At 38.0% G+C, this 15,527-nt stretch carries 16 protein-coding genes; 3 read left to right on the forward strand and 13 right to left on the reverse strand.

The window, feature by feature from the left end:
* Nucleotides 1-48: 48 nt before the first annotated feature.
* The 3 genes from CGC63_RS08180 to CGC63_RS08190 all read right to left on the reverse strand — a co-directional run bounded on the left by CGC63_RS08180 (nucleotide 49) and on the right by CGC63_RS08190 (nucleotide 3,160).
* On the reverse strand, nucleotides 49-1,425 hold the full coding sequence (locus tag CGC63_RS08180; RefSeq protein WP_022239458.1) for an ABC transporter substrate-binding protein: 1,377 nt from the start codon (nucleotides 1,423-1,425) through the stop codon (nucleotides 49-51).
* A 140-nt stretch (nucleotides 1,426-1,565) separates the two neighbouring features.
* Nucleotides 1,566-2,759, reverse strand: a complete 1,194-nt coding sequence (locus tag CGC63_RS08185) for a dicarboxylate/amino acid:cation symporter (protein ID WP_003021282.1) — start codon at nucleotides 2,757-2,759, stop codon at nucleotides 1,566-1,568.
* A gap of 182 nt (nucleotides 2,760-2,941) precedes the next feature.
* Nucleotides 2,942-3,160 carry a hypothetical protein gene (locus CGC63_RS08190; RefSeq protein WP_003021279.1) on the reverse strand — a complete coding sequence of 73 codons (219 nt, stop codon included), beginning with the start codon at nucleotides 3,158-3,160 and terminating at the stop codon, nucleotides 2,942-2,944.
* Between the two features lie 276 nt (nucleotides 3,161-3,436).
* Between CGC63_RS08190 and CGC63_RS08195 the strand changes: the two genes are divergently transcribed.
* Both CGC63_RS08195 and CGC63_RS08200 read left to right on the forward strand, forming a co-directional pair.
* Entirely contained in the window at nucleotides 3,437-4,129 is a 693-nt protein-coding gene (locus CGC63_RS08195; RefSeq protein WP_003021275.1) for an iron-sulfur cluster assembly scaffold protein, read from the forward strand.
* Nucleotides 4,130-4,169: 40 nt separating this feature from the next.
* On the forward strand, nucleotides 4,170-5,180 hold the full coding sequence (locus CGC63_RS08200; RefSeq protein WP_003021272.1) for a GGGtGRT protein: 1,011 nt from the start codon (nucleotides 4,170-4,172) through the stop codon (nucleotides 5,178-5,180).
* An 82-nt stretch (nucleotides 5,181-5,262) separates the two neighbouring features.
* Here CGC63_RS08200 and CGC63_RS08205 read toward each other — a convergent pair whose 3' ends face one another.
* The 5 genes from CGC63_RS08205 to CGC63_RS08225 all read right to left on the reverse strand — a co-directional run bounded on the left by CGC63_RS08205 (nucleotide 5,263) and on the right by CGC63_RS08225 (nucleotide 11,040).
* Complete coding sequence (locus CGC63_RS08205) at nucleotides 5,263-6,342, reverse strand: hypothetical protein (protein WP_003021268.1); 1,080 nt, start codon at nucleotides 6,340-6,342, stop codon at nucleotides 5,263-5,265.
* A gap of 92 nt (nucleotides 6,343-6,434) precedes the next feature.
* Nucleotides 6,435-7,028, reverse strand: coding sequence for a TVP38/TMEM64 family protein (locus CGC63_RS08210; protein WP_003021265.1), 594 nt, complete (start codon nucleotides 7,026-7,028; stop codon nucleotides 6,435-6,437).
* Complete coding sequence (locus tag CGC63_RS08215; RefSeq protein WP_154965455.1) at nucleotides 6,998-8,077, reverse strand: glycosyltransferase family 4 protein; 1,080 nt, start codon at nucleotides 8,075-8,077, stop codon at nucleotides 6,998-7,000. The genes CGC63_RS08210 and CGC63_RS08215 overlap by 31 nt, the downstream gene beginning before the upstream one ends.
* Before the next feature lie 2 nt (nucleotides 8,078-8,079).
* On the reverse strand, nucleotides 8,080-9,348 hold the full coding sequence (locus tag CGC63_RS08220) for a glycosyltransferase family 4 protein (protein WP_003021257.1): 1,269 nt from the start codon (nucleotides 9,346-9,348) through the stop codon (nucleotides 8,080-8,082).
* Between the two features lie 186 nt (nucleotides 9,349-9,534).
* Entirely contained in the window at nucleotides 9,535-11,040 is a 1,506-nt protein-coding gene (locus CGC63_RS08225) for a 4Fe-4S dicluster domain-containing protein (RefSeq protein ID WP_003021254.1), read from the reverse strand.
* Nucleotides 11,041-11,210: 170 nt separating this feature from the next.
* Between CGC63_RS08225 and CGC63_RS08230 the strand changes: the two genes are divergently transcribed.
* Nucleotides 11,211-11,978, forward strand: coding sequence for a TraX family protein (locus CGC63_RS08230; RefSeq protein WP_003021253.1), 768 nt, complete (start codon nucleotides 11,211-11,213; stop codon nucleotides 11,976-11,978).
* Between the two features lie 72 nt (nucleotides 11,979-12,050).
* Here CGC63_RS08230 and fic read toward each other — a convergent pair whose 3' ends face one another.
* The 5 genes from fic to ftsY form a co-directional block, all read right to left on the reverse strand.
* Complete coding sequence (gene fic / locus CGC63_RS08235) at nucleotides 12,051-12,656, reverse strand: protein adenylyltransferase Fic (protein WP_009246118.1); 606 nt, start codon at nucleotides 12,654-12,656, stop codon at nucleotides 12,051-12,053.
* A 74-nt stretch (nucleotides 12,657-12,730) separates the two neighbouring features.
* Complete coding sequence (locus CGC63_RS08240) at nucleotides 12,731-13,006, reverse strand: hypothetical protein (protein WP_003021247.1); 276 nt, start codon at nucleotides 13,004-13,006, stop codon at nucleotides 12,731-12,733.
* Between the two features lie 40 nt (nucleotides 13,007-13,046).
* Complete coding sequence (locus CGC63_RS08245; RefSeq protein WP_040351137.1) at nucleotides 13,047-13,304, reverse strand: hypothetical protein; 258 nt, start codon at nucleotides 13,302-13,304, stop codon at nucleotides 13,047-13,049.
* A 28-nt stretch (nucleotides 13,305-13,332) separates the two neighbouring features.
* Nucleotides 13,333-14,544, reverse strand: a complete 1,212-nt coding sequence (gene ilvA, locus CGC63_RS08250) for a threonine ammonia-lyase (protein ID WP_009246121.1) — start codon at nucleotides 14,542-14,544, stop codon at nucleotides 13,333-13,335.
* A 20-nt stretch (nucleotides 14,545-14,564) separates the two neighbouring features.
* A complete protein-coding gene (gene ftsY, locus CGC63_RS08255) occupies nucleotides 14,565-15,518 on the reverse strand; it encodes a signal recognition particle-docking protein FtsY (protein WP_003021240.1) in 954 nt (317 codons plus the stop codon).
* Between the last annotated feature and the right edge of the window lie 9 nt (nucleotides 15,519-15,527).

Consider the following 15,527-nt stretch of genomic DNA (forward strand, 5'->3'; position numbering starts at 1 on the left):
CTGCCTGTATAAAAAACTTTTACACAGCAGCCCTGTTTCTCATCTTCTTTATTCTGCGTGTGCTGCTTCGTATTCAGAAGCCCAGCCATCTACAAATGCAGCTTTCACAGCGTCCCATTCTCCTGTTCCCTGTGCATATTCCAGCATTGCAGAACCAACCTTATTCTTCCATTCTTCGGAAGGCATAGTTGTAAAGTTCCAGCTTACCGGTGTTTTGCCTGCTTTTGCATATTCATCATATGCTTTTACCAACGGATTTTCCGGCAGATACTCGTCAAAGGTCTTAAATGGTGTAATAAATCCCATTTCATTTGCAAGCATATCTCGTCCTTCATCACTTTCTACAACCCATGTAAGGAAGTCCAATGTTGCCTGAATATCTTCTTCTGATGCTTTCTTATTTACACACCAGTAGTTTTCAGAACCTGTGCAAAGTCCCTGATTTTCTTCACCTTCTGCACCAATGTAGATAGGAAGCATTCCCATATCCTCATCTGCTACTTCCATGTCTTTAATATCATTGTAAGCCCATGTTCCGTTCTGGTAGAAAACAGCTTCGCCAAGTGCGAATTCAGAAGCTGCATCTTCACCTGTCTTAGAGGAAATCATAGAAGGTTCACAAGTGGAGTCTTTTAAATATAAATCCCATACATTTTTGAAGTTTTCAATATAAGTGCCTTTGATTGCCTCTGAGGAAGTAATTCCGTCTTCTTTATATTCATAGTAAACCGGAAGGTTTGCTAAATGTGTTTTAAATCTCCAGTCAGAAGAAGCATCCATACCGGCAGATGTAAATGCACCGGAAACACCTAACTCATCTTTGTTTTTCTGAATACCGTCTGCTACTTTTTTCAGTGCTTCAAAATTGTTTAATTCATCAATGGATTTGATTTCTGCATCCGGAAGTTCAAAGTATTTATTCAGCAGTGCCTTGTTATAAATCAAACCATAGGTTTCAATTACATAAGCAATACCCTGAACAGCATCTCCGTCTTTTAATACATAATCGTCACTGCTCACATCCTTATAAATCTGAGAGTCAGATAAATCATAGCAGTAATCCTTCCATGAAGCCAGTCCCACCGGACCGTTTACCTGAAACAGTGTAGGAGGCTCGTCCTTTGCCATTTCAGATTTCAAGGTAGACTCATAAGTGCCGGCTGCCGCTGTCTGTACCTCTACTTCTACGCCGGTTTCATCTGTATAAGTTTTTGCCAGCTCCACCCACTGGTCTGCCTGCTCCGGCTTAAAGTTCAGATAATATACCTTTCCGTCCCCGCCTTTTTCCTTGTCGCCTTTTGCTTCGGAAGACTCTTCCTTTGGTGTTTCTTTGTCTTCGTTTTCTGTGCTGCCACCGCAGCCTGCCAGCATAGATGTAAGCATAGTTGCTGTCATCAGCATTGCAAATACTTTTTTAAATTTCATAATTGGTTACCTCCCTTTATTTACGTGCTCTTTTGTTTGTCTATATTATATCTATGCAGAAATGAAAAAAATATAATAAAAAACCCAGAAACATGTTCAATTTCCATGTTTCCAGGTTTTTTCTGTGCAATATGCTTTATTTACAAGTCGATTTCTATTTTTTGTTGTTCTATTTTATGCTTCTCCGCAAATCCTGTTAAAATCATAGTCAGCGCTCCGTCACCGGTGACGTTACAAGCAGTACCAAAGCTGTCCTGCAATGCAAAAATTGTCAATATCAAAGCTGTACCTGTTTCATCAAATCCTAAAACGCTGATAATCAGCCCCAGAGATGCCATAACCGTACCTCCCGGTACTCCCGGAGCTCCAATAGCAAACACACCTAAAAGAACACAAAACAGTATCATGCTTCCTACAGAAGGTAATTCTCCATATAAAATCTTAGAAACTACCATAACGAAGAATACTTCTGTCAGCACAGAACCACAAAGGTGAATATTGGCAAAAAGGGGAATTCCAAAATCCACCATATCATCACGAAGCTCAGGTTCTGATTTCTTAGCACAACGCAGCGCAACTGCCAATGTCGCTGCAGATGACATAGTTCCTACTGCTGTCAAATAAGCCGGACCATAATTTTTTAATACTTTCCACGGATTTTTACCGGAATAAATACCCCCGATGAGATACAAAAGCGCCAGCCAGATATAATGCCCTGCCATTACAATCAAAATCACTTTAAGAAATACAGGAAGCTGTTTTGTGATGGTTCCTTCATAAGATAATGCACAGAAAGTAACTGCAATAAAGAATGGCAAAATAGGAATAAGCACCTTTGATACAATGAGAAGTATCATCTTCTGAAATTCATCTAAAAACCGTATCGTAGTTTTGGCTTTTGTCCATGTAGCAGCAAGGCCAATCATAACAGACAGGACTAATGCACTCATAACAGGCATAATCTGAGGAATTTCCAGTTTAAATACTAGCTCTGGAAGTTCCTTTAAGCCATCTACCTCTGAAACAATAGATAAATGAGGAATAAGTGTATATCCTGCTCCCATAGAAAATAATGCGGCAAAAACTGAAGATGTATAAGCAGAAAGAATTGCTACCCCCAATATTTTAGAGGCACTATTTCCCAATTTTGTAATAGACGGCGCAATAAATCCGATAATAATCAATGGCACACAAAAAGTAATAATCTGCCCCAGAATAAATTTGGCAGTTACGATTACGTGCATTACCGGAAGATTTGCCACCTGCCCTGCAAGAATACCGATTACAACGCCTAAAAGCAGGCGAAAAGGCAAGTTATTAAATAATTTTTTCACTTTCTTCTTTCCTTTCTATATTCCCTTTTAGGGTTTTTGAATTTCTACATTATACTCTATGTTTATCCTTCCGTCTATCATTTTATGATTTATAGATAAAATTTATCCAATTTCCTGCCTGTCTCTTTTAAAATAACAAATACCTCCAAATGCTCATATCCAAAACACTTGGAGGTACCGAATTAAATTTCAGAAAATGTATATTTTTCTTTTAATCCATTTGTAATAACATCATAAGTAACACAACCATTATCCAGCACTGTCTTTTCACAGGAAGCAGCTTTGCTGATATGCTCTTTCATATACACATCTAAATTATCTGTTTCAATTTCTGTAATGTTAGATTCCATCTCTCCACGACACATATTGCTGATTTCCCGAATAAGCTCATATTTTTTCATAGCAAAACCTCCTTGATAAAGTTATTTTTATTATTTTATATATAATAACATAATCTCCTTTAAATTGCCAGATATGCGTATAATTTCTGTTCTGTTTTTCAAATATTTTACATTTACAAAAAATTGTCTGAATACGCAAAAAAAGAAACCTGCAAGATTTTGCAGAAAAGAAAAAATAGGTCTGGATTTTTTTGTCACTTTATGAGAAAATAGGGTTGAATAAAGCGTTAAATTATTGACGCATTTGAAGTATATATACTTGAAAGGAGTTTTAAAATGATTTATTCACATGAAGTAGAAACAATGTGCCCAGTAGCACAGGGCGTGAATCACGGTGCAGCTCCAATTCCGGAAGAAGCAAAGTGGGTAAAAGCAAAAGAAATCAAAGATATATCTGGTTTAACACACGGTGTAGGCTGGTGTGCTCCTCAGCAGGGTACTTGTAAATTAACATTAAATGTTAAAGAAGGTATCATTCAGGAAGCATTAGTTGAAACAATCGGATGTTCTGGTATGACTCATTCAGCTGCTATGGCATCTGAAATTTTACCTGGAAGAACAATTCTGGAAGCATTAAACACAGACTTAGTATGTGATGCTATCAATACAGCTATGAGAGAATTATTCTTACAGATTGTATACGGACGTACACAGAGTGCTTTCTCTGAAGACGGACTTCCAATCGGTGCTGGACTTGAAGACTTAGGTAAAGGATTACGTTCTCAGGTTGGTACAATGTACGGAACATTAAAGAAAGGTCCTCGTTATCTTGAAATGACAGATGGCTATGTAACAGGCATCGCTTTAAACGAAGATGATGAAATTATCGGTTACAAATTTGTAAGCTTTGGTAAAATGATGGACTTCATCAAAGCTGGTGATGATGCAAACACAGCATTTGAAAAAGCTCAGGGACAGTATGGTCGTGTAGCTGACGCTGTTAAGATCATCGATCCACGTAAAGAGTAATCACGGGATTTGTCAGAATAGAAATCAGGAGGATAGGATAATGGCTTTATTTGAATCATATGAAAGAAGAGAGAAACAAATTCTGGCTGTTTTAAAAGAGTACGGAATTAATTCTATCGAAGAAGCAGCTGAAGTTACAAAAGCTGCTGGTTTAGATGTATACAAAATGGTTGAAGGCATTCAGCCAATCTGTTTTGAAAATGCAAAATGGGCTTACACTGTAGGTGCTGCTATTGCAATCAAAAAAGGCTGCAAAAGAGCTGCTGATGCTGCTGCTGCAATCGGTGAAGGTCTTCAGTCTTTCTGTATTCCAGGTTCTGTTGCAGACCAGCGTAAAGTAGGTCTTGGACATGGTAACTTAGGAAAAATGTTACTGGAAGAAGATACAAAATGTTTTGCTTTCTTAGCAGGTCACGAATCTTTCGCTGCTGCTGAAGGTGCTATCGGTATCGCTGAAAAAGCAAACAAAGTTCGTAAAGAGCCTCTGCGTGTTATCTTAAACGGTTTAGGAAAAGATGCTGCTCAGATTATCGCTCGTATCAATGGATTTACTTATGTAGAAACTGAAATGGATTACTACACAGGTGAAGTGAAAGAAGTATTCCGTAAAGCTTACTCTGATGGACTTCGTGCAAAAGTTAACTGCTACGGTGCTAATGATGTAACAGAAGGTGTTGCTATCATGCACAAAGAAGGTGTTGACGTTTCCATTACAGGTAACTCTACAAACCCAACACGTTTCCAGCATCCAGTAGCTGGTACATACAAAAAAGAATGTGTTGAACAGGGTAAAAAATACTTCTCTGTTGCTTCCGGTGGTGGTACAGGACGTACACTTCACCCAGACAACATGGCTGCAGGTCCAGCTTCCTACGGTATGACAGATACTATGGGACGTATGCACTCTGACGCTCAGTTCGCTGGTTCTTCTTCTGTTCCTGCTCACGTAGAAATGATGGGACTTATCGGCGCTGGTAACAACCCAATGGTTGGTATGACTGTTGCTGTTGCTGTTGCTATTGAAGAAGCTGCAAAAGAAGGAAGATTTTAATTCTCACTTTCTGATGTAAATACTTAAAATGCGAAAGGATTTTGCAAGTTCAACTGTGGCTTGCAAAATCCTTTTTCTATGCTTATATTCCTTTCAATAAGCTCAATCTTTTCTCAAACATTCCCCAATACTGAGGCAATGCTTCAAAATAACTTTTCTTTACCTCTTTTATCTGGTTAAGTCCTATCTTCTTTACCGCTTCTTCCGCTGCTTCTCTTTGACTCATTTTTTTGTAAAATGTCGTCTGGCAGTTTGCTCCATCTATATTATCATAGGCGTAAAACGCTCGATTAAAATCCATAAGTTTGTGGAGAGAAATCGGCTTGTTATTTTTCGTGTCCACAAGCACTCCCCAGTTTCCCCAATGCCTGTCTGTATTTCCCACTAAATAGTCAATAATATTCATCATATAATAATTGTGGCTGTCTAAAGATAAAATATATTCTTTTACATCTCTATCATGGTTCTGTGCATATATCTCGAATGCTTCCATAGATGCAAGAGAGGTTTCCAAAGAAGTAATATTCTCACTTTTTGTTACTTTTTCATGAGAAAAATACGATTTTTGATAGATAACCTGACTGACATCAAAGCATTGGCAAATCCTGCTTGCCAGTAATTCTCTTTCCACAGCATCTTCTCCGCCGTCTTTTAGAAGTATAAACCCTTCTTCTTCCCTTTTCCAAGCTTTTGGAAAGCATCCATTTGTAGATAAGTCCTTTGCAAGCTCATGATTATCTGCGGTATACTGTTTTCCCCGAAGAGAAATATCAATAAAAGTATTTTTCAAATGATTGTTATATAAATTAATTTCTTCAAAAGTTATTTCTTCACCTTTTTGACGTACCCAAAAAACATCTGTTAAAGAAGCACATCGATAGCTTAAAGCAATTTGCGCTCTTTCCCTGTCAGTAACTGCCTGACGCATCCCAATGCTGTTGAGAATTTCTTTTGCATATTTTCTATCTAAAGTAAGAACTCGTGTGGCACACCAATAATAAAAATTAGTTACGTTATTTACAAGTGTATCAATATCATCATTTTCCTCTAAGTATAGATTATACGGTAAAAAACTTTCATCATAAATTTTGCAAAATCCTGTTTCTGAAATTTCTGCAACTTTTCTGTTTTTCTGCATAATCTCATATACTTTTTTCTCCACGCTTCTTCACCTCCGGTCTGTCTTCATTCTAACACAGCACCAATATTCTGTACATAGAAAAAAGCTATCGCTATAACGATAACTTTTCCCTTCTAAAATACATATTTGATAAGCTCCATAATTCCCGTAAGCCCCAAACTATATAAAAAAATAGAACCCGGTTTTCCCAAAAGAATAATACATGTAAATTTCTTTAAAGACATTTTCGTCAGTCCGGCTATGTAACAAAGCAAATCATCCGGCGCTACGGGAAGAAAAATTGCCACGGCAAAGGCTTTATCAAAGGCTTTGCCTTTGTCCAGCCAGCCAATATATTTGTTATAATTTTTCTCTCCGATAATATGATGAACAAATGGTCTTCCATAATGCTTTGACAAAAGAAATGCCAAAACAGAGCCCATGGCTATTCCTACATAATTATATACAAAGCCCCATACCGGTCCGAAAATCAGCACACCGCCCAGACATCCGATTGCTCCCGGCAAAATAGGAATGACTACCTGCACCATCTGTATCAGGATAAAAAGGGCAGGAGCAAAAAGTCCAAAACGGTCTAAAAATGCCTGCAAAGACTCAGAAGATACAAACAATCGGTTATCAATCCCATACCAGATAAACCATATCATTCCCGCCATACCAAGAATGGTACATAAATTTAAACACATTGCTGTTTTTGTTTTTTCCATAGTAAAACCTCTTTTTTCTCTGCCTGTTCCCGCAGAACCCTGTGATAAAACTTTTTCCATTGCTCTCCTACCGCCTCTGTACTGTATCTTAAATGACCTTCATAAGAAGCATGGGCGCTTCTATGATAAAAGTCCGGTTCTTCTTTTAGCTGTGTTAAAATCCTGATAAAATCAGAAGTTCCTTTTCCTCGCAAAGCATAGTCAAACAAAATCGGATCATAGATAGAAAGGTCTCGAACCAGAACCGGCAAAGCGCAGTTCATTGACTCCAAAATTGTCATGGGAAACAGTTCTTCATAAGATGGCAAAAACATAACATCTGCCATATTATAGACTTCATTCATTTTTTCCCTGTCTACAATTCCCAAGAACTTTATATTCTTTGGTGCATGTTTCATGGCTTCTCTGATTTCTTCATACCCTTCTGAAATCTTTCCGAAAGAAAATCCGCCTGCCCACACAAACTGACAATCCGGCATTTTTCTTGCAATTTCAATAAACTCCAGTACGCCTTTTCGCTTTTGTAACTGCCCTACACATAATACTGTAAATGTATCGTTTCCAATCTTACATTTCTTTCGGATTGCATTTCTCTTTTCCGTACTTAACGGATAAAAATTCTTTTCTGAAACAACATTGGGAATATAAGTCACTTTTTCTCTCGGTATACCGTAATCTGCTAATTTATCAATAAAAACCGGATTAACCGTAACCAGATAATCCATCTTTTTATAAAAAGATATCATATATTTATAAAAAGTATTTTTCGCAACTCTTGGAAGGGAAATACTGTTTTCCACTGTTTCCGGAAGAAAATGTACATACCCCACTAAAGCGCTTTGCTTTCTCTTGGCCGGAATAGAAAAGTAATATTCCGGATTAATGGAATGATAATGCACAATATCACATGGAGCTTTTGCATTTTCCAAAACAACTGCTTCCTGCTTCATTACCTGCTTTGCCAATGCAACTTGTTCATCATGAGCAGAAAGCACGCCCTGCCCTTTTACCATATCTGCTTTTGATAACATATTTATCTTCTTCATCATTTTCATGCCCCTCTCTTTAACAGCCCTTTTCTGTTCCATAAAATTCTGTTATAAACTCTATGTGCCCATACGGAAGCTTCTTTCTCTGCCTCCTGACGTTTCAGCACTTCTTTGTATAAGCTTTCTGCCATTGTACAGAAATTCCATGTGGAATAGAGATAAGCGGTTTCTTTTGCCCTTAATCCCATTTCCGCTTTTCTTGTTTCATCCTCCAGAATATATTCTAAGTGCATTTTAAAGTATTCGTAAGTTTCATATTGGAAACCATTATACCCATCTGTGATTACCTGATTTAGACATTCATCCTTACGGCACAGCGCCGGTCTTCCGCTGGCTAAGGCTTCAATGTAAGTAATTCCCTGTGTCTCACTGTTAGAGGCACATACAAAAACGTCTCCTAACTGATAGTAAATTCCCACGTCCTGTGGATTTACCATACCTGTAAAAATTACTTTTCCTGTCAAGGACAAGCTCTCGCTGATTTTTTCCAGCCGTTCTCTGTCAGGACCGTCTCCTACGATTAAAAGTGTTAAATTCTGTTTTTCTTCCTCATAGATAAGACGGGCAAAATAATTTAAGATTTCTTCCAGATTTTTCTCTTTTGCCAATCTTCCTACACTGACAAGCACCTTATTTTCAAGAGGAATGTTCCATTTCTTTTTCAGATTTTCACATTCTGATTTAGACATTCTGTTTTGAAAATTTTTTAAATCAATTCCCGTAGGTATAACAGAAATCGGTTCTTCTACTTCATACTTTTCTAAAATTTTTTCTACTTTTTCCGTAGGTACAATTACCTGATTTGTTTTATTTAAAATACTTCTGGAAAGCTGTGCAACGATTTTTTTCTCAAAAGCTGCCCCAAGCTTATAGGAGGACAAGCCTCCGGGAAGATAATGGATATAATCTTCATAAATCGTATGATAAGTATGAAGCAATGGACATTTACATTTCTTACTGATTTTCACTGCGTAAGAAAAAGTCATAAATTCGCACTGAGAATGTACAATGTCCGGTTTCCAGTCAATCAATTCCTGAATAAATCTTTCCACATGAGGAAGAACCGCTCTTGCGTTGGGATAAATCATTTCCAGATTTAAAGATTTTATGTAATATACATTTTCCTTTCGATAAGACTCATAAGTCGGTGATAATGTCAAAACTTTTACTTCATGTCCTCTTTCTTCCAATTCTTTCTTTAAATTCACAACGGATGTCACTACTCCGTTGACAATCGGCTTGTACCAATCACTTGTTAATAATATCTTCATAAGAGTTCCCCCTTTTGTCTTCTTTTAAGTTACTTTTATCTTAATGGAGATATTTAAAGAGAACAGCCATAGCTTTTTAAAGTTTTTCTAAAGATTAAAAAAAGAATTCTGCAACAATGTAATTTCCTAATTACATGAAAAAGAACCACAAGTTTCCTATAAGAAGAAAACTTATGGTTCTTTTCTTTAATCTAATTGAATTTCCGCTAATTCAGCCGGTGGCAACTGTTTGGAAGACGCCTGCTGATATTTTTTCAGTTCTGCCGCTGCTTTTGTAAACGGTATATTGGTTCCGGCTCCTGCCATACAGCCTCCCGGACATCCCATACCTTCAATCATGCAGCCTTTTAATTTTCCTGCTTTTGCTTTTGTCAAAAGCTTTTTACATTCGCTTAATCCTTCCGCATGCTCAATATGCACTTCCACTTCAGGATAATATTCTTTCAGGCAATCTCCCACTGCACTGGAAACTCCACCGGAAACAGCATATCCCCTTCCTGCTGCCGTTGCATTGTGGAAAGAGCTGTCTCCTTCGCACTCTTTTGGTTCAATCTCTTTTGCTTCAAACATTCCCGCTAATTCTTCAAATGTAATAACAAAATCCACATCACTTCTGACACTTGTTCTGGAAGCCTCCAACTTTTTAGACGCACATGGTCCGATAAACACTACCTGTGCATCGGGATATTCCTTTTTAATGGTTCTGGCAGTTGCCACCATCGGTGTTAATTCCTGAGAAATATTCTCAATCATATCCGGGAAGAACTTTTTCGCCATCATAATCCATGACGGACAGCAGGAAGTAAGTAAAAACGGAAGCTCTCCTGTGCTGACTTTTTCTGCATAGTGATGCGCTTCTGCTACCGCTCCAATGTCTGCACCTAAAGCTACTTCATAAACCTCTGAAAATCCCAATTTCAAAAGCGCTGCTTTTAATTTTCTCGGAGTTACTTCGTCTCCAAACTGTCCTACAAAAGCCGGTGCAACCTCTGCAATAATCTGTTTTCCCTCTTTTAAAGCGTGTGCCAACTGGAAAATCTGAGATTTATCAGAAATAGCCCCAAAAGGACAGCTTACCATACACATACCGCAAGAAACACATTTCTCATTGTTAATCGTTGCCCTTCCCATTTCATCACTTTCAATGGCATTGACACCGCAAGCTCTTGCACAGGGACGTTCCTTCTTAGCAATGGCATCGTAAGGACAGACGCTTTTACATTTTCCGCACTTGATACATTTTTCCTGATCAATGACAGATTTTCCCTTTATAATGGAAATCGCACCTTTGGGGCAAATTTCTTTACACGGATGAGCTACGCATCCCCTGCACATATTGGAAACCTCATACATTTTTGTCTCGCAGGCATCACAGGCAGAAGGAATAACCTGCATCAGCGGCGGTTCATAATATTTTTCATCGATATTGCTGGCTTCTAAGCCGGAAGTAATATGAACGGCTGTATTTTCCGGTCTTAAAGACATTCCCATTGCCAGACGTACTCGTTCACTGGCTACCGCTCTTTCCCGATAAATACTTTCTCTGTAAGTCGCTCTTTCTTTTACGATTTTATAAGGTATTGCTTCAATATCTGCTACCAGTGTTTCATCCGATGACTGAAAACCGGCTTTTGCAATTTCTTTAAATACTTTTCGGCGAATCCGTTTTACGTTTGTATCTAAACCTCTCATCTTTAATTCCTTTCCATTCTATTCTAAATATACCGCACAGCAATCATATCTATTTTCCAAAAAGATTGCAAGAAAATTCAGGTATTTTATTTCATACAATTACAATTTATGGTATACTTACAAACTAGTGCAACACAAAACAAGTAAAAACCACTCGGAAAGGATTTCTTATGAAAGCAAATTTTTCTCTATCAAAGAAGCAATTACTTCCACCTGTACTGACTTCAGGTGCATTAAAATGGATTGCTCTTATTACCATGTTTATAGACCATATTGGAGCGATTATATTAGAAAAGGGTGCAATTTCTGCTTACAATCAGGGACTTTCCTCTGCATTTTCCTATGATACCAGCGTCTTTCTTTCAAAACTGGATTTTTTTATTCGTCAAATTGGGCGCATTTCCTTTCCTATTTTCTGTTTTCTCTTGGTAGAAGGCTTTTATCATACCTCCAACAGAAAAAAATATGCTCTGCGCCTTTTCCTGTTCGCCTGTATTTCAGAAATTCCTTTTGATTTATGCTTTCGTGGAAAAATCTTGGAATTTTCCTATCAAAATGTCATGTTCACTTTGCTTATTGGTTTTCTGACTATGTGGGCAATAGAAATCTTAAAAGAAAAAAAAGAAATCCTCGGTATCATTCCTGCTGTCCTTGGAATTTTAACCGGATTTCTCTTTCATGCAGATTATAACTGGAAAGGAATTGTCCTTATACTTGTTTTATATGTTTTTTATTTCTATCCTGTGGAAAAAACCATTGCGGGATGTCTGGCGTTATATTGGGAGGCAACAGCGTGTCTGGCTTTTATTCCGATAAACCTTTATAATCATAAAAAAGGAAACGGACCGAAATATTTCTTTTACTTTTTCTATCCGGTTCATCTCCTTATTCTATTTCTTATTCGATATGCTCTCTTTGGTCTTCCGGCAATGTCATAAGTACCTTGCACTTCTGTCTTCGAGGCTGCCACAACAGCCTCGGCTCTTTTCTTCGTTGATAGGGAAATGTTTTTATAAATCTTCTGCTTTATATATGAAATATCCCTCATAATAGTAACTATGGTCTATTCCCTTCATATACACTTCTCTGTTTTCTACTTTATCAGTCAAAGCCTGTTTCAATATATATTTTATTTCAATATCTTTTATCGGACTTCTTTCCATTGCAAGTAGATAATCTTCTTTATCAACAACACTCCAATCAATAACCATGTTTAACTCTTTTTTCAAAATTAAATCAAGCCATATTCTTGTGCTTCTGCCATTCCCTTCTCGGAATGGATGCGCTATATTCATCTCTACATATTTTTCAATAATTTCCTCAAATGTTGACTGTGGCATCTTCTCAATATTTTCAATAGCTGCCTGCAAATACATCACCGGTGCAAATCGAAAATTTCCTTTTGCAACATTTACAGTTCGTACTTTTCCTGCAAACTCATATATATCGCCAAATAAATATCTATGAATGGCTGCAAGCATCTGAAATGTTCCTACTTCATAATTATCCAAATATCCATTTTCAAATAATTCAACTGCTTTTTTCTTACTTATCTTTTCTTCCATTCTGGCTAATTCTGTGGAGTCTGTGATATCCAGTTTATTTTCTAAAGTCATACTTTCCCCTTTCACCCTAATATAGTTTTGGAGCGGAATTCCGAAAATCCCGCCCCAATCATTAGCATAGAGCTTTATGTAATCGCACTGATAATTCTTTTGCCAAACAGCTTCATGTCTATTGACAGTATGCCCTTCCCATATACTTCATGATTATACTTTTCAATCTCAACAGTATATCCTAAACCTTGATATGTTCCTGAACCGCTTTCATCAATAATATCCTTTTGGACAACAAATATCGGTTCTTCAAAGGAAGAACATCGAAAATAATCTGTGAGAAACATAGTACCCCATAAAGCAGCTAATACAATAATAATTGTTAAACAAATATTTTTTAACTTTTTCATCTGCTCACCCTCTTAGCATATTAGATAATAGGTTTCCGCACTAATATTTTTTAATGGTCTTTAAATAAGTTCCCACAAGAAAACTCATAATTATAACACTAATTACCAAATAAAGAGGTTCAAAATAGTTCATATAACCGCCTATTCCCGAATTGATAAAACTTGCAATTCCGGTCATTACAACATATAATGCCAATAAAACTGTCATATTTTTCAGCATTTTCAGAAACAGCGCTTTCGTGGATTTTGTTTTATAAAATCCAATCATAGAATAAGTCAAAATCTTCTCTTTCTTCAAAATACCCCCTTTACCTTCTTCCAAAGGATTATAAGCTTGCCATTTTCAGTTTCGGACGATATCCTTCTTCCTCTAATGCTTTCATAATTTCCTGCTTATGCTCTGTGCCAAAAGCTTCCAAAGTAATTTTTAATTCCACTGCCGCTGTTCTGTTAGTGCTTACAAACTGGTTATGCTCCAGTTTAATAACATTGCCCTGATGTTTTGCAATTACAGCAGCCACACGCACCAATTCGCCCGGTTTATCTGGAAGAAGTACGGAAACAGTGAAAATTCTGTCTCTGGCAATGAGACCGTTTTGTACCACAGATGCCATGGTAATTACGTCCATGTTTCCGCCACTTAAAATGGACACTACCTTTTTATTCTGGAATTTCAGATGCTTTAACGCTGCCACCGTAAGAAGTCCTGAATTTTCTACAATCATCTTGTGATTTTCTACCATATCCAAGAAGGCAACAACCAATTCTTCATCTTTTACTGTGATGATTTCATCTACATTTTTCTGAATGTATGGGAAAATTTTCTCTCCCGGACGTTTGACTGCTGTACCGTCTGCAATGGTGTTCACCGTAGGAAGCGTCATAACTTCGCCGTTTAAGATAGATGCCTGCATGCAGTTTGCACCTTCCGGCTCTACTCCGATAACTTTAATATTAGGATTTAAAAGTTTTACCAAAGTGGAAACACCTGTTGCCAGACCGCCTCCTCCGATAGGCACTAAAACATAATCTACCAGAGGCAGCTCCTTGATAATCTCCATGGCAATAGTTCCCTGTCCGGTTGCCACAGCAGGGTCATCAAAAGGATGGATAAAAGTATAGCCATGCTTTTCTGCCAGCTCATAAGCGTGGGCACATGCTTCATCATATACATCTCCGTGAAGAATAACTTCTGCTCCGTAGCTCTTTGTTCTCTCCACTTTAATCAGCGGTGTGGTTGTTGGCATTACAATGACCGCTTTTGCTCCAAAAGCCTTTGCGGCATAAGCCACGCCCTGTGCGTGATTTCCCGCAGATGCCGTAATCAAGCCTTTTGCTCTTTCTTCCTCTGAAAGAGTGCTGATTTTATAATAAGCTCCTCTGATTTTATAAGCACCTGTCACCTGCATATTTTCCGGTTTTAAATAAACCTTGTTTCCTGTACTTTTACTGAAATAATCACTGTATACAAGCTTTGTTTCCTGTGTTACCTGTTTTACTACTTCTGAGGCTTCTTCAAATTTTTCTAATGTAAGCATGTGCATCTCCCCACTCTCTTTTAGTCTTCCTGTGTATTGTTTTCCATGTTAAACAGGGCATTTACAAATTCGTCGGAATTAAACTTCTGCAAATCATCAATGCCTTCACCCACTCCGATATATTTTACCGGAATGTCCAATTCTGACTGAATTGCCACTGCAATACCGCCTTTTGCCGTACCGTCCAGCTTTGTAAGAATAATTCCCGTAACATTTGCCACTTCGTTAAACTGACGTGCCTGAGCAAGGGCATTTTGTCCTGTTGTACCGTCTAAAACAACCAGCGTTTCCAAATATGCTTCCGGATATTCTTTTTCGATAATGCGGTAAATCTTGCGAAGCTCTTCCATAAGGTTCTTCTTGTTGTGAAGTCTTCCTGCTGTATCGCAAATCAAAACATCCGCATTTCTGGCTTTCGTAGCTGCAATGGCATCATATACCACAGAAGCCGGATCTGCTCCGTCCTGACCGCCGATAAGCTCCACACCGGCTCTGTTCGCCCACTGTGTAAGCTGCTCTCCCGCTGCTGCACGGAAGGTATCTGCCGCCGCCATAATCACTTTTTTCCCTTGTCCTTTCAGCTTTCCTGCCAGTTTTCCCACAGAAGTGGTCTTACCCACTCCGTTAACGCCGATTACCAGAATAACGGATTTGCGGTTTTCAAACTCATAAGCAGTTTCTCCTACCTGCATCTGCTCCTTAATACTGTCCATAAGAAGCTTTTTACACTCCATCGGTTCTTTGATATGCTGTTTTGACACCTGCTCCTTTAAGCGCTCAATAATCGCTGTTGTGGTATTGATACCAAGGTCGCCCATTACTAAAATTTCTTCGATTTCTTCGTAAAAATCATCGTCAATACTGGAATATCCGCTGAAAATAGAGTCAATTCCCGAAACAATATTTTCTCTTGTTTTGGAAAGTCCCTCTACCAGTCGCTTAAAAAATCCCTTCTTTTCTTTTCCTTCTGCCATTCTTACCTC

This window comes from Blautia hansenii DSM 20583 (assembly GCF_002222595.2).
In the GTDB taxonomy this organism is placed as follows: domain Bacteria; phylum Bacillota; class Clostridia; order Lachnospirales; family Lachnospiraceae; genus Blautia; species Blautia hansenii.